This is a genomic window from Streptomyces sp. NPDC090032 (assembly GCF_044748025.1).
GTDB lineage: Bacteria > Actinomycetota > Actinomycetes > Streptomycetales > Streptomycetaceae > Streptomyces.
In genome coordinates, this window is sequence record NZ_JBIVFF010000004.1 from 260,690 (window position 1) to 278,389 (window position 17,700).

General features: G+C 69.2%; 17 protein-coding genes and 1 tRNA gene. 5 read left to right on the forward strand and 13 right to left on the reverse strand.

The features are described 5' to 3' along the window. Nucleotides 1–20 precede the first annotated feature (20 nt). Genes ACIPWY_RS11120 through ACIPWY_RS11130 form a run of 3 tightly spaced genes read right to left on the reverse strand, consistent with a single transcriptional unit; the run spans nucleotide 21 to nucleotide 3,258 of the window. Complete coding sequence (locus ACIPWY_RS11120) at nucleotides 21–926, reverse strand: carbohydrate ABC transporter permease (RefSeq protein ID WP_362902169.1); 906 nt, start codon at nucleotides 924–926, stop codon at nucleotides 21–23. Further along, nucleotides 923–1,933 (reverse strand): sugar ABC transporter permease, encoded by a 1,011-nt coding sequence (locus ACIPWY_RS11125; RefSeq protein ID WP_362902171.1) that lies wholly within the window; start codon nucleotides 1,931–1,933, stop codon nucleotides 923–925. The genes ACIPWY_RS11120 and ACIPWY_RS11125 overlap by 4 nt, the downstream gene beginning before the upstream one ends. Continuing rightward, the gene (locus ACIPWY_RS11130) at nucleotides 1,930–3,258 is read right to left on the reverse strand and encodes an ABC transporter substrate-binding protein (RefSeq protein WP_393701706.1); all 1,329 of its coding nucleotides are present in this window, start codon (nucleotides 3,256–3,258) and stop codon (nucleotides 1,930–1,932) included. The genes ACIPWY_RS11125 and ACIPWY_RS11130 overlap by 4 nt, the downstream gene beginning before the upstream one ends. Before the next feature lie 254 nt (nucleotides 3,259–3,512). On the opposite strand from ACIPWY_RS11130, the gene ACIPWY_RS11135 reads away from it, so the two are divergent. Then, nucleotides 3,513–4,559 carry a LacI family DNA-binding transcriptional regulator gene (locus tag ACIPWY_RS11135; RefSeq protein WP_389552816.1) on the forward strand — a complete coding sequence of 349 codons (1,047 nt, stop codon included), beginning with the start codon at nucleotides 3,513–3,515 and terminating at the stop codon, nucleotides 4,557–4,559. A 127-nt stretch (nucleotides 4,560–4,686) separates the two neighbouring features. On the opposite strand, the gene ACIPWY_RS11140 is transcribed toward ACIPWY_RS11135, so the two are convergent. The 7 genes from ACIPWY_RS11140 to ACIPWY_RS11170 all read right to left on the reverse strand — a co-directional run bounded on the left by ACIPWY_RS11140 (nucleotide 4,687) and on the right by ACIPWY_RS11170 (nucleotide 9,231). Next, nucleotides 4,687–4,842 carry a DUF6131 family protein gene (locus ACIPWY_RS11140; protein WP_362902674.1) on the reverse strand — a complete coding sequence of 52 codons (156 nt, stop codon included), beginning with the start codon at nucleotides 4,840–4,842 and terminating at the stop codon, nucleotides 4,687–4,689. Nucleotides 4,843–4,911: 69 nt separating this feature from the next. Then, nucleotides 4,912–5,415 (reverse strand): hypothetical protein, encoded by a 504-nt coding sequence (locus ACIPWY_RS11145; protein ID WP_393701708.1) that lies wholly within the window; start codon nucleotides 5,413–5,415, stop codon nucleotides 4,912–4,914. 55 nt (nucleotides 5,416–5,470) lie between these two features. Then, nucleotides 5,471–6,031, reverse strand: coding sequence for a hypothetical protein (locus ACIPWY_RS11150; protein ID WP_401532844.1), 561 nt, complete (start codon nucleotides 6,029–6,031; stop codon nucleotides 5,471–5,473). A gap of 417 nt (nucleotides 6,032–6,448) precedes the next feature. Continuing rightward, a tRNA-His gene (locus ACIPWY_RS11155) sits at nucleotides 6,449–6,521 on the reverse strand. A gap of 121 nt (nucleotides 6,522–6,642) precedes the next feature. Further along, nucleotides 6,643–7,245, reverse strand: a complete 603-nt coding sequence (gene orn / locus ACIPWY_RS11160) for an oligoribonuclease (RefSeq protein ID WP_100594077.1) — start codon at nucleotides 7,243–7,245, stop codon at nucleotides 6,643–6,645. A gap of 10 nt (nucleotides 7,246–7,255) precedes the next feature. Continuing rightward, nucleotides 7,256–8,467, reverse strand: a complete 1,212-nt coding sequence (locus tag ACIPWY_RS11165) for a helix-turn-helix domain-containing protein (protein ID WP_362902181.1) — start codon at nucleotides 8,465–8,467, stop codon at nucleotides 7,256–7,258. A gap of 407 nt (nucleotides 8,468–8,874) precedes the next feature. Continuing rightward, nucleotides 8,875–9,231, reverse strand: a complete 357-nt coding sequence (locus tag ACIPWY_RS11170; RefSeq protein WP_393701711.1) for a hypothetical protein — start codon at nucleotides 9,229–9,231, stop codon at nucleotides 8,875–8,877. A 329-nt stretch (nucleotides 9,232–9,560) separates the two neighbouring features. Between ACIPWY_RS11170 and ACIPWY_RS11175 the strand changes: the two genes are divergently transcribed. Both ACIPWY_RS11175 and ACIPWY_RS11180 read left to right on the forward strand, forming a co-directional pair. Then, entirely contained in the window at nucleotides 9,561–10,085 is a 525-nt protein-coding gene (locus ACIPWY_RS11175; protein ID WP_362902183.1) for a universal stress protein, read from the forward strand. A 160-nt stretch (nucleotides 10,086–10,245) separates the two neighbouring features. Next, nucleotides 10,246–10,815, forward strand: a complete 570-nt coding sequence (locus tag ACIPWY_RS11180; RefSeq protein WP_362902184.1) for a GPR1/FUN34/YaaH family transporter — start codon at nucleotides 10,246–10,248, stop codon at nucleotides 10,813–10,815. Between the two features lie 237 nt (nucleotides 10,816–11,052). Here the strand turns inward: ACIPWY_RS11180 and glmS are convergent, their stop codons facing one another. Both glmS and ACIPWY_RS11190 read right to left on the reverse strand, forming a co-directional pair. After that, a complete protein-coding gene (gene glmS / locus ACIPWY_RS11185) occupies nucleotides 11,053–12,870 on the reverse strand; it encodes a glutamine--fructose-6-phosphate transaminase (isomerizing) (protein ID WP_401532848.1) in 1,818 nt (605 codons plus the stop codon). A gap of 17 nt (nucleotides 12,871–12,887) precedes the next feature. Next, nucleotides 12,888–13,145 (reverse strand): hypothetical protein, encoded by a 258-nt coding sequence (locus ACIPWY_RS11190; protein WP_362902188.1) that lies wholly within the window; start codon nucleotides 13,143–13,145, stop codon nucleotides 12,888–12,890. 212 nt (nucleotides 13,146–13,357) lie between these two features. Here ACIPWY_RS11190 and ACIPWY_RS11195 point away from each other — a divergent pair, with 212 nt between their 5' ends. Then, nucleotides 13,358–14,938 (forward strand): metallophosphoesterase family protein, encoded by a 1,581-nt coding sequence (locus ACIPWY_RS11195; RefSeq protein WP_362902678.1) that lies wholly within the window; start codon nucleotides 13,358–13,360, stop codon nucleotides 14,936–14,938. Nucleotides 14,939–15,025: 87 nt separating this feature from the next. Here ACIPWY_RS11195 and ACIPWY_RS11200 read toward each other — a convergent pair whose 3' ends face one another. After that, a complete protein-coding gene (locus ACIPWY_RS11200) occupies nucleotides 15,026–15,913 on the reverse strand; it encodes a DUF4429 domain-containing protein (RefSeq protein ID WP_401532850.1) in 888 nt (295 codons plus the stop codon). A 72-nt stretch (nucleotides 15,914–15,985) separates the two neighbouring features. Between ACIPWY_RS11200 and ACIPWY_RS11205 the strand changes: the two genes are divergently transcribed. Continuing rightward, nucleotides 15,986–17,680 carry a beta-N-acetylhexosaminidase gene (locus ACIPWY_RS11205; protein ID WP_401532852.1) on the forward strand — a complete coding sequence of 565 codons (1,695 nt, stop codon included), beginning with the start codon at nucleotides 15,986–15,988 and terminating at the stop codon, nucleotides 17,678–17,680. Nucleotides 17,681–17,700 lie beyond the last annotated feature (20 nt).

Here is a 17,700-nt window from a genome sequence, read left to right on the forward strand (position 1 = left end):
CTCGCGGCGGCCCCCAGAGTTCAGCCCTTTACCGCGCCCTGCATGATGCCGCCCACGATCTGCTTGCCGAACAGCAGGAACGCGATCAGCAGCGGCAGCGTGCCCAGCAGGGCTCCGGCCATGATCACCGAGTCGTCCGGGATGTACCCGGTGCCCAGTTGGTTGAGGGCTACCTGGACCGTCGGGTTCTCTCCGTTGAGCGCGATGATCGGCCACAGGAAGTCGTTCCACGCCATCACGAACGTCAGCAGACCCAGCACCGCCATCGCCGGGCGCGCGGCCGGGAAGACCACGTGCCAGACGACCCGCAGGCTGCTCGCCCCGTCGACCCGGGCGGCCTCGATGAGTTCGGTGGGCAGTGCCTGGACGAGGTACTGGCGCATGAAGAACGTACCGAAGGCGCTGACCAGCGTCGGCAGGATGACCGTCTGCAGATGGTTGGCCCAGCCCAGATCCGTCATCCACAAGTAGAGCGGGACCACGGCCAGTTGGGGCGGGACCATCATCGTGCCGATGGTCATCAACAGGAGGGTCGTGGAGAAGCGGAAGCGAAGTTTCGCGAAGGCGAAACCGGCGAGCGTGGAGAACAGGACCGTCCCGATGGTGATGGTGCCTGCCACCAGGATCGTGTTGAACATCGCCGTGCCCATGCCGGCCTGGTCCCAGGCCGTTTCCAGGTTCTTGAACAGGTTGCCGCCGAACCAGAACGGAGGTGGCGTCTGCGCGAGGCGGGTGTTGGTGCGCGAGGCCGCGATCGTCGTCCAGAGCAGAGGGGCCAGGGACAGGGCCGCGAACAGGGTGAGGATCACATAGGTGAGCGGGCCCGCGTGCAGTTGTCTGCCCGCGCCCGTCATGCGTGTCCGGCGCCGGCCCGGGTCGGCCCCCTGCTCCGTAACCTGAGGGAGCGTCACATCAGTGGTGGTCATCGGGACTTCCTCAGCCGTCGGGTGATCAGCAGGTTGACCGCGGCGACGATCAGGAGGATCAGGAACATCGACCAGGCGATGGCGGACGCCTTGCCGAGGTTGCCGATGATCCAGCCCTGGTCGTACATGTACAGGCCGAGGGTCTGGTACTGGTGCTCCGAGCCGCCCTTCGTGCCGCTGACCCCGCCGAACAGCAGGGGCTCGCCGAAGAGCTGGGTCGCGCCGATCGTGGAGACGACCACGGTGAACAGGATCGTCGGGCGCAGCATCGGAACCGTCACATGCCGGAACTGCTGCCAGCGGCTCGCGCCGTCCAGGGCCGCCGACTCGTACAGGTCCGCCGGGATGGCCTGCATCGCCGCCAGGTAGATCAGTGAGTTGTAACCCGTCCACCGCCAGATCACGATGGAGGAGACGGCGAACTGCGAACCCCAGTCGGACTCACGCCAGTTGACCGGGTCGAGGCCGATGGTGTCGAGCAGCCAGTTGACCATGCCGCTGTCCGGCGCGAACAGCAGCGTGAACACCAGCGTCGCCGCCGCCACCGACGTGGCGTACGGGGTGAGCATGACGACGCGCCACACGGTCGAGCCGCGCAGCCGGTAGTGGAGCATGTGCGCCAGCCAGATCGCCGCGATCAGCTGGGGCACGGTCGAGATCAGGCCGATGGTGAACGTGTTCTTCAGGGCGTTCCAGAAGAAGTCCGAGGTGAACAGGTTCTTGTAGTTGTCGAGGCCCGCCCAGGTCTGCGTGTCCAGCGAGGAGAGCTGGACGTGGTGCAGCGAGTACCACGCGGTGTAGAGCAGCGGCACGAGGGAGAAGGCGCCGAAGATGATGAAGAAGGGGGAGATGAACGCGTACGGCGACGCCTTCATGTCCCAGCGGTACAGCCGGCTGCGCCAGGAGCCGGGCTCGCGGGCGTCCCGCGCCGCGCCCGGCTCCTGAGAGCCGGGCGCGGCGTCGGCACTCGGCGCGGACTGCGCGAGAACCTCGTCGGAACTGGTCACTGGCCGAGCACGTCCTTGACCTCCTTGGTCGCGGCGTCCCAGCCCTGCTCCGGGGACTTGCCCTTCTGCTCGACCTGGAGGATGCCGACGTCGGTGATCGCGGTGCCGATCGGCTGGTCCTTGACGCCGAAGACCTGGACCGGGATGGTCTTCGCCGAGTCGGAGAAGATCTGCGTCAGGGGCGCGTCCGAGAAGAACGTCGTGGTCGCCGCCTGCGGCTTCAGGCCGTCGTACGCCTTCGGCGTGGACGGGAAGCTGGCCTGCTTGGCGAAGACCTTGGCCTGCTGCTCGGGCGCGGTCAGCCACTTCGCCAGGGCGATGGCCTCCTTCTGGTGCTTGCTCGCTGTCGGTACGCCGAGGAACGAGCCGCCCCAGTTGGCCGCGGTCGGCGCGGCCGCCACGTCCCACTTGCCCTTGCCGGCGTCACCCGACTTCTCCTGGATGTAGCCGAGCATCCACGCGGGGCAGGCCACCGTGGCGAAGGTCCCGTTGGCGAAGCCCTGGTCCCACGGCTTGTCGAACTGCTTCAGCTTCGCCGACATGTTGCTGGTCGCCACCTCCATGGCGGCGTTCCAGGACTTCTTCACCCCCGTGGACTTGTCCCAGATGACGCTGCCGTCCTTGTCGTAGTACCTCTGCGCCTCGCCGCCGAGCGCCGCGTTGTAGACGGAGGACGCGGAGTCCACGTACTTGGTGCCGCCGGGCGCCTTCTTCATGTACTGCTTGCCGACGTCGACGTACTTGCTCCAGTCGCCCTTCCACTGCGCGGCGAGCTTGGTGCGGTCGGTCTCCAGACCGGCCTTCTCGAACAGGTCCTTGCGGTAGCAGATGGCCATCGGGCCGATGTCCGTGCCGACCCCGATGAGCTTGCCGTCCTTCGTGGTGGCCTGGGCGTTCTTCCAGTCCAGCCACTGCGACTTGTCGACCTCCTTGCCGAGGTCCACGAACTTGTCCGCCTGTGTCTGGACGGCCTCGGTGATGTTGCCGACCTCGATGGCCTGGATGTCGTCGGTGCCGGATCCGGCCTGCAGCCGGGTCAGCGTCTTGGGCCAGTAGACGTCGGTGCGGGTGGTGACGTTCTCCTTGACGGTGACGCCCGGGTGCAGCTTCATGTACTCGTCGTAGAGCCCGGCCTGCTTGTAGCCGAAGACGCCGAAGGTGCCGATCGTGACCGTGGTTCCGCCCTTGCCCGCGGCACCCCCACTCGAACCGCCGTCGGATCCTGCGTCGTCATCGCTCGCGCACCCGGCGAGCAGCCCTGTGGCCAGGGCGGCGACGACCGCGAAGGTCATCGCGCGTCGGGACGTACGGGCAGTCGTGCGCATTGCGTCCTCCAAAGAACTCAGTTGCTCTGAAGTGCCAACCCCGGCCAACTGCCTTGCTGGACCTGTTCGTTCACGTGCGGCTCGGGCGGGGGGCGTGCGGCTTCTGTATGCGTGCAATAGAGTGGGAGCGCTCCCACCAGTGATGTGTTGAAGAGTCGTCGCTCGGCCCGGGGGTGTCAAGACACCTGACAGCGACAAGTGGGCGCGGTTATAGGGCTGTTAGATTCCGCGTGAGACCTGGGGAGGTAGGAGTCATGGCGGCTCGCGGCACTCACGGCAGACGTCCGACCCTGGAGGAGGTTGCCGCCCGCGCGGGAGTGGGCCGGGGCACGGTCTCCCGGGTGATCAACGGCTCGCCCCGGGTGAGCGACGCGACCCGCGCCGCGGTCGAGGCGGCCGTCGCCGAACTCGGCTACGTACCGAACACCGCGGCCCGCGCCCTCGCGGCCAACCGCACCGACGCCGTCGCCCTCGTCGTGCCCGAGCCGGAGACACGTTTCTTCGCCGAGCCCTACTTCTCCGACATGCTGCGTGGCGTCGGCGCCCAGCTCGCCGAGACCGAGATGCAGCTCCTGCTGATCTTCGCGGGCAACGACCGGGAGCGGCAGCGCCTCGCCCAGTACCTCGCGGCGCACCGCGTCGACGGCGTCCTGCTGGTGTCCGTCCACGCCGACGACCCCCTGCCCGATCTGCTCAGCCAGCTGGGAATCCCCGCCGTCATCAGCGGCCGCCGCTCCGCCGCGGAGACGCTGCCCTCGGTCGACTCCGACAACTTCGCGGGCGCGCACTCGGCCGTCGGACACCTCCTGGGCCGCGGCCGCACGACGATCGCCACGATCACGGGCCGGCTCGACGTGTACGGCGCCCAGCGCCGCGTCGACGGCTACCGCGCCGCCCTGGAGGCGGCCGGCCGCGAGGTCGACGAGCGGCTCATCGCGCCGGGGGACTTCACGGAGGAGGGCGGCCGACGCGCGATGGCGCAGCTCCTGGAGCGCTGTCCCGAGGTGGACGCGGTGTTCGCCGGGTCGGACGTGATGGCGGCGGGCGCCCGGCAGGTGCTGCGCGAGACGGGACGCCGCATCCCCGACGACGTCGCCCTGGTCGGCTACGACGACTCGGCCATCGCCCGGCACATGGACCCGCCCCTGACCAGCGTCCGCCAGCCCATCGAGGAGATGGGCCGCGCCATGATCGACCTGCTCCTCAAGGAGATCGCCGCTCCCCGCCCGCCCGCGTCCCACGCCCTCGAACCCCACCAGCTGGTCCTGCCGAACGAACTGGTGGAGCGGGCTTCGTCGTGAGGGGCGTGGGGCGTCACCCGAGCGAAGAGCGAAGCGCCTCCTCCCGCCCGAGGGGCGAGAGAGGGGCGCTTCGTGCGGGGCCCGTGCCTACCGGCGGAGCGTCGGGGCAGGGCGGATCTTGCCCGGCCTACCAGTAATGTCGCCGGCCTCCGATCCCGTGCCCCAGGGCGCCGAGAAGGAAGAAGATGGCTCCGATCGCGACGAGGATGATGCCGATCGTCCACAAGATCGAGATGTTCGCGACGAAGCCGATGACGAGCAAGATTACGCCTAGAATGATCATGGTCACGCCCCTTGCCGCTTCCGATTCCTCTTCTTTCAGCTGCTCCACCCAGTCGGGCTCCGCAGCTGTTCAGGCAGTGAGCAGACGGTTGAAGAACGACCGATAGTGGCGCAGAGCCACGCGCAGGTCTTCGGTGTCCGCCCGCTCACCCCGGCTCCACTGTTCTTCGAGCTCCTTCTTGCGCTCGGCGAACGTCGCGGCCAGGGTCTGCATGACGTCCGCGACCAAGGCGTCAGCGGAATGCACGGCGTCGCGCGGATCGTCCACGAACTTGCTCTGGGTCTCTTCCCAGCGTGAGCGGAAGCCTTCCTCGTCCTCCGTGCTGAGGAGCCGGGTGACTTCCTCCTCGGCCGGTACGTCCCTTCCCGTCTCCTCCCCCTCGGCTCCCGTCTCCTCCTCCTCGGCCTCGTCGTGTTCGGTCGACGGAATGGCGGTGCTCTCGCCGGGAAATGCAGGGGTCTCGGTCCGGTCTTCTACGGTTTCGTCCTGTGACCGGTCGGACCGGTCCGAGGTCTGGACGAGATCCTCCGTCGACAGTCCGCTCGATCGGTCAGGTGTGAGGTCACTCTCCACGTCTCCTCCGTCCCTGGCCGCATGGGCGGCCCGCATCCAACGAGGGTGAGGTCGTTCAGGCGCGGGCGTGCCGGGCTTGGCCGCCGCCGTCGGAGAGCAACTCGTCGAACAGGGCCCGGTAGTGCACCATGGCGCCCCGTAGCTGCTCGGTGGTCGCGCTGTGCTCGGTGCTGCGTGCGTCGATTTCGTGGGCAGCACGGTAGTGCTCCAGCGTGCGCCCGTGTTCGACCGAGAGGTCCTTCACCTGTTGCTCGAAGCCCTCGGTGGGATAGCCGCGCTCGCGCATCAGGGAGGTCACCAGGTGGTCCGCGTCGTGCACCGCGCCCTCGGGCCGGTCCACGAACTCTTGCTGGACATGGGTCCAGTCCCGGCTGTACCGGTCTCGGGCGTCACCGTCCAAGGGCTTGATGTCCAGCGAGTCGTGGTGCTTCTCGCGTGCCCTGAGCTCCTGTTCGCCGACCCTGCGACTGTCGGCGTCCTCGACCGTTCGCTCGTACTCCGGGCCGAAGCGCTCGCGCAGACGGCGACGGCGCACAATGAGAAAGCCCGCCACTGCGATCAGTGCAAGCACGACCACGACGGGGATGATGATCGCCAGAAGTGTCTCAGTGGACATCAGACCGAACCTCTCCCTCGGTGCGCCAGATGTGGGTATTTTAGCTTTTTATCCTAATATGCGCGAAGCGTGCGGCCATGCAGTGGCGGTGTCGCCCATGGTCGCGTGGCGTGTACGACGGCGCGCGGCCCGGCAGCCCGGCGCGGCCAACTCGTGTCAACGCGGACGCCGTTGCGGAGCTCGCCGCTGTAGGCGTGCCGGTGCTCGTCCGTTGGGTCCGGCGGGCAGGGTGCACCGCGGTACGCGCTTCGGCTGCCGCATGAAGCGGATGCCGGGGATCTCTGCGTGCCGCACGAGCAACCGCCGGATCTCGGGCCGTAGTTCCAGGCTGAGCTGTTTCCCGGCCCTGGGGTCCGGGCGAGCCGGGGCATGACGAAGGCCCGGCCTGCTTCCGCAGACCGGGCCTTGATCATTCAGGGTGAGTGACGGGACTTGAACCCGCGGCCACCTGGACCACAACCAGGTGCTCTACCAACTGAGCTACACCCACCATGTCCGGTCGTTTTTCTTTCTTCCGACCGGCCGAGAAAAAGTGTACAGGGTCCGAAGGGGTGCTCGCGCACACCTTTTCCGGACCCCGTACACAGGGGGCGGAAATGTGGTGCGAGGCGCTATTCCGCAGGCAGGGCGTGCTTGGCCGCGATCTTCTTCGCCGTGTCGGAGTCCGGTCCCGGCTGTGGGACGAAGACCGCCTCGCGGTAGTAGCGCAGCTCGACGATGGAGTCGCGGATGTCGGCGAGCGCGCGGTGGTTGCCGTTCTTGTCCGGGCTGTTGAAGTACGCCCTCGGGTACCAGCGGCGGGCCAGTTCCTTGACCGAGGACACATCGACGATCCGGTAGTGGAGGTAGTCCTCCAGCGTCGGCATGTCCCGCAGCAGGAATCCACGGTCGGTGCCGACCGAGTTCCCGCACAGGGGCGCCTTGCCCGGTTCCTTGACGTGCTCGCGTACGTACGCGAGGACCTGCTCCTCGGCGTCGGCCAGTGTCGTGCCGCCCGCGAGCTCGTCGAGGAGGCCCGAGGCGGTGTGCATCTGCCGCACCACCTCGGGCATGGTCTCCAGGGCCTCGGCCGGCGGGCGGATCACGATGTCCACGCCGTCGCCGAGTACGTTCAGCTCAGAGTCGGTGACCAGTGCGGCCACCTCGATGAGCGCGTCATTCGCCAGCGAGAGCCCGGTCATCTCGCAGTCGATCCACACCATGCGATCGTTCATGCGCCTTACCCTACGGCGCACTCCTCTGCCCGGGCAGACTCGCGCGCCCCGCCGCGTATGCGTCCGAGCTCGGTTTGCCCGGATCTGTCGGCAGTGAGGCGGTGGGTCCCGGATAGGTTCCGGCCGCCGCGGTACGCCGTGCCTGGGCCGGGACCGGGGTTTCCGGTCCTGGCGCCGCCGCGATCTCCACCGGCTTCTCCGGCTGCGGCCTGCGTGCCCGGTAGGCCGCGCGGTACGCGGCCGGGGACGAGCCGAGCTGGCGCCGGAAGTGCCCGCGCAGGGCGACCGGCGAACGGAAGCCGCAGCGTCCGGCGACCTCGTCGACCGAGTAGTCGGAGGTCTCCAGGAGCCGCTGGGCCTGCAGCACACGCTGGGTGATCAGCCACTGCAGGGGAGCGCTCCCGGTCAGGGAGCGGAACCGGCGGTCGAAGGTGCGACGGCTCATGTAGGCGCGCGCGGCAAGGGTCTCCACGTCGAACTGCTCGTGGAGGTGTTCCAGCGCCCAGGAGACGACCTCGGCCAGCGGGTCGGCGCCGATCTCCTCAGGTAAAGACCTGTCGAGGTAGCGCTCCTGGCCGCCGCTGCGGCGCGGCGGGACCACCAGGCGTCGGGCGAGCGCTCCGGCCGCCTCGTTGCCGTGGTCCGTGCGCACGATGTGCAGGCACAGGTCGATACCGGCCGCGGTCCCGGCGCTCGTCAGGACATCGCCGTCGTCCACGAAGAGCTCGCGCGGGTCCACGTGCACCGACGGGTAGCGCTTGGCCAGCGTCGGCGCGTACATCCAGTGGGTGGTCGCCGGGCGGCCGTCGAGCAGGCCGGCCGCGGCGAGTACGAAGGCGCCGGTGCACAGGCCGACGATGCGCGCGCCTTCCTCGTGCGCGCGGCGCAGCGCGTCGAGCGCTTCCTCCGGGGGCGGCGAGGTGATCGACCGCCACGCGGGCACGACGACGGTGCCCGCCCGCGAGATCGCGTCGAGCCCGTGGGGTGCGGTGAGTTCGAGGCCGCCCGTCGTGCGCAGCGGGCCTTCCTCACCGGCGGACACCAGCAGCCGGTAACGCGGAACCCCGGCGTCCTGGCGGTCGATGCCGAACACGGAGAGCGGAATGGAACTTTCGAAGATGGGTCCGCCGCTGAACAGCAGCACCGCGACTATTTCCCGGCGCCGTCGCCCGGAAAGCTTCCGAGCTGCGGCCTCCGGCGCAGCAGTGGAGTCGTGGCTCATCCCGCTAAGCCCCCCTCGGTGGTCGCGTCGCCCTTTGTAGTGTGACGGGCTTGTCGCTCCAGCACGTTTCCCCTCGGTCCTGCAGAGTCCCCCGCCGATGGACAGTCATGATCGAATCTACTGCGTCCGGCAGTCCCGTCGTGACCAGTTGAGGATCCGGCACATTGTCGACATGGCAACTTGGCGTGAAGCATTCGATCACGAAGCGTGGCACTCAGGGGCGTTGCAGGGAAGTGCGCCTCAACTCAGTGGCCGGTCCCCGTAGGGTGCAAGCGCCTTCTTCGGTCCTTTCATGCCTGGTGGCACGGGGGTTGGAGGCGGGTGACGGCAAGAAATGCACGGCCGGGCGAAGTTGGCTGAAAATATACGCAGTAGTGCGCGGGAACCAGTCAGCCCCCCGGCGCACATCATCCCGTGCGGCGACCGCCCCTGCGCGCCCCCGGCACCGTCTTCCCGCGCCCGCCCCGGTGGCGGCAGGACCGTACCGGAGCCGGCCGCGCCGCGCCCCGCTCGGACTGGCGCAGAAGCACTCGGCAGACCCCCGTCACCGCGGCCAGGCCGAGCGCCGCACCCGTCGCCCCGGCCAGCGAGATCCCGTACCCCACCAGGACGACCGGGACCAGGACGCAGCTGAACGCGGCCCAGCGGACGACGTCGCTCACCGTGTCCGGGCCGGACGGCTCCGTGGTCTCCCGCCGCCCCTCGGGCGGCCGCTGCTCGCTCCGGGCGTCGGCGGACGGGTGCACGATGGACGGTCCGGGCAAGGCGCGCTCCCTGTTGCTGTGGGTACGCACGTTCAACGCGTGGTGGTCCGGCCGGTCACTCGGCCGAACCGGGGGTGCCCGAACCGTACCCAAACCGTCTGTACGAGGCAGCAACCATTGCCATACGGGCGCGGCCTCGTGCATGCTCCCCTGAACGCCGCGGAGCGTGCGCTTCACCGGGCAGAGGACTCTGGGCAGAGGAGGAGTGTCGCCGTACCCTTGGGGGTATGGGGTTGGGAAGATGATTCCCGGACACAGCTCCGCCGCTCCCTGTCGTCCCTCCACCGAGGATCCGCCGAGGATCCAGAGGATCTATCGCCGAGACACCCATGGCCGGTCACGAATTCCCTGAACCCGCGGACCGCAAGCGGCAGGTCGCCGATCCCACGGCGACCCCCCAGGCGGCGGAAGAAACACGTCAGCCCTGCGATCCCGCCTTCAAGCACGGAGTGGTCGTCGGCTTCGACGGCTCGACCTCCAGCGAGCGGGCCCTCGCCTACGCCATCGGCATGGCACACCGTTCGGGCTCCGGCCTGATCATCGTCCACGTCGCCAACCGGCTGCCCACCACCGTATGGGCGGGCTGCGAGCCGCCGGTCTTCGTCGACGTACCGGACCACCGCACCGAGGTGCTCGGGCTCGAACTCGCGTGTGCGGACTATCTGTCCGAAGTGCCCTGGATCCTGGTCGAGCGCGGTGGCGACATCTGCCACGAACTCGAAGAGGTCGGCCGGGAGTACGAGGCCGACGCGATCGTCGTCGGCTCCACGCAGGGGATCGTCGGCCGGATCTTCGGCTCGGTCGCGGGACGGCTCGCGCGACGCGCCAGGCGCCCGGTCATAGTCATCCCGTAACTCTTCCCGTAACTCCCTTGAGCCCCAGGTGAGATGGGCGAATCCTACTCACGCGTAGAGGTGCTTTGTGCCTTTGTGAAGGGTACATACCGGTCGCTGGACCATCGCAGGGCCCAGTACCGCGCGCAGCACAACTGCACCCGCACGAAGGGAGCCCGCCGTGGACAAAGACGTCTCCGCGGGAAGCACGACCTCCACTCTCGGCCATCTCGCCCTAGGACTCACCCTGTTGGCCTTCGGCCTCGGTCACACCGAAGTGATCGACGGCGTGACGGCCGCGAACGCCGTATCCCTCGCGACGTACGTCGGTGGCATCGCCCTGTTCGTCGCCGGCCTGCTCGCCTATCGCGCCAGTGACGCCTCGACGGGTACGGCCTTCGCCGCGCTCGGCGCGTTCTGGTTCACCTGGGGTGTCACGGCCGGGGATCCGGTGTCGGCCAACGCGCAAGGGCTGTTCCTGCTGCTCTTCGCGCTGCTCGCGCTGAGTCTGACCCTCGGGGCCGCCGGCTCCGGAACCCTCGTGCGCGCGGCGTACGGGGCACTGTGCGTGGCCCTGCTGTTGCTCGCCGTGGCCGCGTTCGGTGACACGGCCGGGCTCGCCAAGGTCGGCGGCTGGTTCGCCGCGGTGGGCGGGCTGCTCGCCTGGTACGCGGCGACGGCCGCGCTGGGCGGACTGCCGACGGCCCTGCCGGGGCGTGCTGCCGGCCGGGGGGTGACGGCCACCGGCTGACAGCTGGGGGCCGGGGAATGGGCGCCCCGGCCCCCCTCGAAAGAACGGGCCCCCGTGCGCTTGGTGGCGCGTACGGGGGCCCGTTCTCTTGCGTGGTCTTTCGTGGCGCGGGCCGGTGGGGCTGGTCGCGCCCACGCTGCGGAGCCGCACGATGTCACAGCCCCGCGCCCCTTCCGGGGCGCTTCCGCCGGGGCGAGAGGTGCTGTCCCCTAGGGGCGCGCCCCTGATGGTCGTCTGCTACTCCACCGTGACCGACTTCGCCAGGTTCCTCGGCTTGTCGATGTCGCGGCCCAGGGCCAATGCCGTGTGGTAGGCGAGGAGTTGGAGCGGGATGCCCATGAGGATCGGGTCGAGTTCGTCCTCGTTCTTCGGGACGACGATCGTGCGGTCGGCCTTCTCCTGCTCCTGGTGCGCGACCGCGAGGATGCGGCCGGATCGGGCCTTGATCTCCTCCAGGGCGGCGCGGTTCTTCTCCAGGAGGTCGTCGTCCGGGACGATCGCGACCGTGGGGAGCGCCGGCTCGATCAGGGCGAGCGGGCCGTGCTTCAGCTCGGAGGCGGGATAGGCCTCGGCGTGGATGTACGAGACCTCCTTGAGCTTGAGCGAGGCCTCGCGGGCGACGGGGTAGCCGCGGACCCGGCCGATGAACATCATCGATCGGGCGTCCGCGTACTCCTCGGCGATCTTCTTGATCTGCTCTTCGTGCTCCAGGATCTGCGTGATCTGCCCGGGCAGCTTGCGCAGGCCCTCGATGATCCGCTTGCCGTCGGCGACGGACAGGTCGCGGATGCGGCCGAGGTGGAGGGCGAGGAGCGCGAAGGCGACCGTGGTGTTCGTGAAGCACTTGGTCGACACGACGCAGACCTCGGGGCCCGCGTGGACGTACACGCCGGCGTCCGACTCGCGGGCGATGGCCGAGCCGACGACGTTCACGACGCCGAAGACGCGGGCGCCCTTGCGCTTCAGCTCCTGCACGGCGGCGAGGACGTCGTACGTCTCGCCGGACTGGGAGACCGCGATGTAGAGGGTGTCGGGGTCGACGACCGGGTTGCGGTAGCGGAACTCGGAGGCCGGCTCGGCGTCCGCGGGGATGCGCGCCAGCTCCTCGATCATCTGCGCGCCGATCAGCCCCGCGTGGTACGAGGTGCCGCAGCCGAGGATCTTCACGCGGCGCACGCTGCGCGCCTCGCGGGCGTCGAGGTTGAGGCCGCCCAGGTGCACGGCGGAGAAGCGCTCGTCGATGCGGCCGCGCAGGACGCGGTCGACGGCCTCCGGCTGCTCGAAGATCTCCTTGTGCATGTACGTGTCGTGGCCGCCCATGTCGTACGAGGCGGCCTCCCACTCGACGGTGGTCGGGGACGCGGTCGTGCGCGTGCCCTCCGTCGTGTAGGTGCGGAAGTCGTCGGCCTTGAGGGTGGCCATCTCGCCGTCGTCGAGGGTGACGATCTGGCGGGTGTGGGCGACCAGGGCGGCGATGTCCGAGGCGACGAACATCTCCTTCTCGCCGATACCGAGGACGACGGGGGAGCCGTTGCGGGCCACCACGATGCGGTCGGGGAAGTCGGCATGCAGGACGGCGATGCCGTACGTGCCCTCGATCAGCCGGAGCGCCTCGCGGACCTTGTCCTCGAGCTTCTCGGCGGGGGAACGGGCGATGAGGTGGGTGAGGACCTCGGTGTCCGTCTCGGAGAGGAAGGTGACGCCCTCGGCGGTGAGCTTCGCGCGCAGGTCGGAGGCGTTGTCGACGATGCCGTTGTGGACGACGGCGACCTTGTTGTCCGCGGACATGTGGGGGTGCGCGTTCTCGTCGGACGGTGCGCCGTGGGTGGCCCAGCGGGTGTGGGCGATGCCCGTGGTGCCCTTGAAGCGGGCGGGCACCTTGGCTTCCAGGTCACGCACGCGGCCCTTGGCCTTCACCATTTTCAGGCCACTGGCCTTGGGGCTGGTGATGACGACGCCCGCGGAGTCGTAGCCGCGGTACTCCAGGCGCTGCAGCCCCTCGAGCAGCAGCGGTGCCACGTCACGCTTACCGATGTAACCGACAATTCCGCACATATGTGTACTGATCCCCTCTAGCCGTAGACGATGCGCCGAAGCTGCCGCAGGGACAGCTCGGGCGGCGCGACCGCGCGGTACTTCAGGTCCGCCGAGATCCGTTCGAAGATCTCCGCGTTCACCAGGCCCTGACCCTGGAGCTCGCGGTGGCGGCGACGGACGAACCCTTCGGTCGTCTCGTCGAAGTAGGCGAGCACGTCCTGGATCACCCGCAGTGCCTCGCCCCGGTTCAGGGGCGAACTGCGCGTCAGGTGATCAACAAGTTCGTCGTGCACCTGGATGATCCTGGAGGAAGAGGGGGCTGTTCGCAAGAATTCTGCCCGATATCGGGCAGGCATGCGTCATCGAGAGCGGGCGCCGGGGCTCTTGGGGCAGCTGTGGTCAAGGTTTGAAGGGCACCATGCCGCTTGTTCCCGTTGCGTTCACTTGGCGTATCCGGCCGGGATGAGTGACCCGAGCAACTTTTCGGGTCATGGACATTCCCCGCATGGGCGTACCCGAGCAGCTCGCCGACCGGAGCCTGGCCGAGCAGCACGAGTACCTGCGCAGCAAGTTCTCCCGCCGCACGATGATGCGCGGCGGCGCCGTCACCCTGGGCGCGATCGCGGGCGGCGCCTTCGTGCCGGGCGCGGCGAGCGCCGCCGTACCGACGCAGGCCGGGCGGACCCCCGGCCACGTACCCGCCGCCGAGAAGGTCGACGGCGCGCTCGTCGCGCCCTTCGCCCGCCACCTCGCCTACGGCACCGACGCCCGTACCGAGATGACCGTCTCCTGGCAGGTCCCGGTCGCCGTCAAGAACCCGTACATCCGCGTCGGCGTCCACCCCTGGGACCTGTCGCGGAAGATAGCGGCCGAGGTCAGGCCGCTCTACACCCCGGCCGGGGTCGGCACCGGCGCCGACCACACCCAGTACTACCTCCACGCCCAGCTGACCCGGCTGCGCCCCGGCACCACCTACTACTACGGCGTCGGCCACGACGGCTTCGACCCGGCGGCCGCACACCTGGCCGGCACGCTCGGCACCTTCAGGACGGCGCCCTCGCACCGCGAGCCGTTCACCTTCACGGCCTTCGGCGACCAGGGCGTCAGCTACCACGCACTGGCCAACGACAGCCTGATCCTGGCGCAGAACCCGTCGTTCCACCTGCACGCCGGAGACATCGCCTACGCCGACCCGTCGGGTTCGGGCCAGACGAACGACACCTTCGACGCCCGGACCTGGGACCAGTTCCTCGCCCAGACGGAGTCCGTCGCCAAGCAGGTGCCGTGGATGGTCGCGTACGGCAACCACGACATGGAGGCCTGGTACGCGCCGCACGGTTACGGCAGCCAGCAGGCCCGTTTCACCCTGCCGGACAACGGCCCGGACGCGAAGAACCTGCCGGGCGTCTACTCCTTCGTGCACGGCAACACGGCGGTCGTCTCGCTCGACGCGAACGACGTGTCCTGGGAGATCCCGGCCAACCTCGGCCTGTCCGGCGGCACGCAGACCGCGTGGTTCGAGCGGCAGCTGAAGAAGTTCCGCGCCGACCGCGACATCGACTTCATCGTGGTCTTCTTCCACCACTGCGCGTACTGCACCGCCACGAGCCACGCCTCCGAGGGCGGCGTGCGCAAGGAGTGGGTGCCGCTGTTCGAGAAGTACACCGTCGACCTCGTCATCAACGGGCACAACCACGTCTACGAGCGCACCGACGTCCTCAAGGGCGACCGGGTCACCAAGGAGCTGCCGATCGGCGGCACGGCGTACCCGGAGACCGACGGCGTCGTCTACGTCACCGCGGGCGCTGCGGGCCGGAGCCTGTACGCGTTCCCGGTCGACGACACGTACGAGGGGCACGAGAAGGAGATCGACCCGTTCGCGTCGTTCGTCGTCCAGCCCGACGGCAGCAAGAAGGACATCACCGTCGACTGGTCGCGCGTGCGCTACACGAACTACTCGTTCCTGCGGGTCGACGTGGAGCCGGCGCCGGCGGGCCACACGGCGAAGCTGACGGTGCGGGGCCTCGCGGAGACCGGCGAGGAGATCGACCGGTTCGTCGTCGCGCGCAAGGTGCGGCGCGGCTGAGCCACCGGGGGTCGGGCCCGCCCCCAGCGAACGGCCCGCACCTCAGCGAAAGGCCCGCCTCTTCTTCGCGAAGGGGCGGGCCCTTCGCTACATCCTGCTCAGCACCGCGCTCTTCGCCGCGCTGAACTCGTCGTCCGTCAGCACCCCGGCCCGGTGCAGCTCGCCCAGCTCGCGCAGGCGCCTCAGCAGCGCGTCGTGGTCCGGCTCCGGATGGGGCGTCAGGGACTTCGGGGCGGCGGGGGCCGGGGCGAGCGCGGGCTCCGGGTCCGGCGGCGCGCTCGGGTGCGGCAGCCGGGCCTGGACCGCCGCGGCGACCAGCGCCATCAGCGGATCCTTCTTGAAGCCCCACAACTCCACCGAGTTCGGGTCGTACTTGGCCGGGGCCTTGGTCGGTGAGCTGCGCACGGTGAAGCGCAGGGACCCGTTCTCCAGGCCGGCCGCCGGCTGCCACGCGACCGCCGCTATGTCGGTGAGGGGGAGGAGCCGGGTGCCGGCGGCGGCCTTCCCCTCCTCCGTCTTCCAGTTCCACTCCAGGCGCACCTGCTCGCCGTCGAAGCCCGCCGTGCCGTCGCCCGCAGAGACGGAGAGCGGCACCGAGGGGCCCGGGAGGAGATAGGACGCGCAGGCGGTGGACGGGACCTGGTCCAGCAGGAGCGCGCTGCGGACTTCGTCCACGAGGTACTCCGCGACCCCGTATCGGTCGGCGTCCACGGTCAGCTGGTACGGGTCGGACGCGTCCGTCAGCTTGCCGCCCGTCGCCTGGAGCAGGGGGTCGGCGCCGTCGCGCAGGCGCAGCCTCAGCCGGCCCGACTTCTTGCCCTGTTCGAAGGAGACCGCCGCCAACGCGGCCAGCGGGACGGTCAGTTCACCCAGTGTTCTGCGCAGCAGCCCGACGCTCTTGTCCCGGCCGGGCACGAGCCGCAGGGCGTCACCGTCGAAGGTCCACGTCCCGTCGCGCTGGATGATTTCCGCCATGCCGGGATTCTGTCATCCACCCCGCGAGAATTGGTCTACACCCTTGACCCGCTCATGGGGCGGACGGTACCCATGGTGACTGTTCGCTTGCGCAGATGTGAAACCCCCCGCGATCCACGACCTCGTCGCTCGTCGAAGGGACCGTTTGTGAGACAGCAACACAAGCAGCGCCGCAGGACCGCCCGGCTGTTCGGGTCACTGCTGCTCGTCGCGGCCGCGGGGGTGTCCGCCGTCGGTGCCGCCCCGTCACCGGGCGCGGGGTCCGCCGCCGCGACCCCGCTGGGCCAGGTGGTGCCCGCTCCGGCCTCGGTGGCCGCCGGCGGACCGGCGTACGAGATCACCTCCAAGACGCGGATCCGTGTCGAGAAGGACTCCAGGGAGGCGCAGCGCGTCGCCGGCTATCTCGCGGACGTGCTCAGGCCCTCCACCGGCTACCGGCTGCCTGTCACGGGCCAGGGTGGCCGCGACGGAGTCCGGCTCGAACTCAGCGGCCGGGCAAAGGACTTGGGGGACGAGGGGTATCGGCTCGTGTCCGGCCGCGGCTCCGTCACCATCACCGCCCACAAGGCCGCGGGTCTCTTCCACGGCGTGCAGACCCTGCGTCAGCAGCTGCCCGCCAAGGTGGAGAAGAGCAGCAGGCAGGCCGGGCCGTGGCTGGTCGCGGGCGGCACGATCGAGGACAGCCCCCGCTACGGCTACCGCGGCGCGATGCTCGACGTCTCCCGCCACTTCTTCGGCGTCGACAAGGTCAAGCGCTACATCGACGAACTCGCCCTGTACAAGATCAACAAACTGCATCTGCACCTGAGTGACGACCAGGGGTGGCGCATCGCCATCGACTCCTGGCCGAAGCTCGCCACCTACGGCGGGTCCACGCAGGTCGGCGGCGGTCAGGGCGGTTACTACACCAAGGCCCAGTACAAGGAGATCGTCCAGTACGCCGCCTCGCGGTATCTGGAGGTCATCCCCGAGATCGACATGCCGGGCCACACGAACGCGGCGCTCGCCTCGTACGCGGAGCTGAACTGCGACGGTGTCGCGCCGCCGCTCTACACCGGCACCGATGTCGGCTTCAGCTCGCTGTGCGTCAACAAGGGCCGCACGTACGACTTCGTCGACGACGTGATCCGGGAGATCGCCGCGATCACGCCCGGCAAGTACCTCCACATCGGCGGCGACGAGGCGCACTCCACCAGTCATGAGGACTACGTCACCTTCATGAACAAGGTGCAGCCGATCGTCGCCAAGTACGGGAAGACCGTGATGGGCTGGCACCAGCTGACCGGCGCCACGCCCGCCAAGGGCGCCCTCGCGCAGTACTGGGGCACCGACGGCACCAGCGCCGCAGAGAAGGCGCAGGTCGCGAACGCCGCCAAGAACGGGACCGGGCTCGTCATCTCGCCCGCCGACCGTACGTACCTCGACATGAAGTACAACAAGGACACGCCGCTGGGCCTGGCGTGGGCCGGGTACGTGGAGGTGCAGCGCTCCTACGACTGGGATCCCGGCACCTACCTTCCGGGAGCGCCGAGTTCGGCCGTGAAGGGCGTCGAGGGACCGATGTGGTCGGAGACGCTGTCGACCTCCGCGCACATCGAGTACATGGCCTTCCCGCGGCTTCCGGGTGTCGCCGAGCTCGGCTGGTCGCCCGCGGCCACGCACGACTGGGACGCGTACAAGGTGCGGCTCGCCGCGCAGGCGCCCCGCTGGGACGCGCTCGGCATCGGCTACTACAAGTCGGCACAAGTGCCCTGGCCCGCCGGGTAGTTGTGCCATGAGCAGGTGAA

Bases quoted from the DNA above. Each gene is read 5' to 3' on its own strand.
- ACIPWY_RS11120 (WP_362902169.1), bottom strand. From the start codon at position 926: ATGACCACCACTGATGTGACGCTCCCTCAGGTTACGGAGCAGGGGGCC.
- ACIPWY_RS11130 (WP_393701706.1), bottom strand. From the start codon at position 3,258: ATGCGCACGACTGCCCGTACGTCCCGACGCGCGATGACCTTCGCGGTC.
- ACIPWY_RS11135 (WP_389552816.1), top strand. From the start codon at position 3,513: ATGGCGGCTCGCGGCACTCACGGCAGACGTCCGACCCTGGAGGAGGTT.
- ACIPWY_RS11140 (WP_362902674.1), bottom strand. From the start codon at position 4,842: ATGATCATTCTAGGCGTAATCTTGCTCGTCATCGGCTTCGTCGCGAAC.
- ACIPWY_RS11150 (WP_401532844.1), bottom strand. From the start codon at position 6,031: ATGTCCACTGAGACACTTCTGGCGATCATCATCCCCGTCGTGGTCGTG.
- orn (WP_100594077.1), bottom strand. From the start codon at position 7,245: ATGAACGATCGCATGGTGTGGATCGACTGCGAGATGACCGGGCTCTCG.
- ACIPWY_RS11165 (WP_362902181.1), bottom strand. From the start codon at position 8,467: ATGAGCCACGACTCCACTGCTGCGCCGGAGGCCGCAGCTCGGAAGCTT.
- ACIPWY_RS11175 (WP_362902183.1), top strand. From the start codon at position 9,561: ATGGCCGGTCACGAATTCCCTGAACCCGCGGACCGCAAGCGGCAGGTC.
- glmS (WP_401532848.1), bottom strand. From the start codon at position 12,870: ATGTGCGGAATTGTCGGTTACATCGGTAAGCGTGACGTGGCACCGCTG.
- ACIPWY_RS11195 (WP_362902678.1), top strand. From the start codon at position 13,358: ATGGGCGTACCCGAGCAGCTCGCCGACCGGAGCCTGGCCGAGCAGCAC.
- ACIPWY_RS11200 (WP_401532850.1), bottom strand. From the start codon at position 15,913: ATGGCGGAAATCATCCAGCGCGACGGGACGTGGACCTTCGACGGTGAC.
- ACIPWY_RS11205 (WP_401532852.1), top strand. From the start codon at position 15,986: ATGGTGACTGTTCGCTTGCGCAGATGTGAAACCCCCCGCGATCCACGA.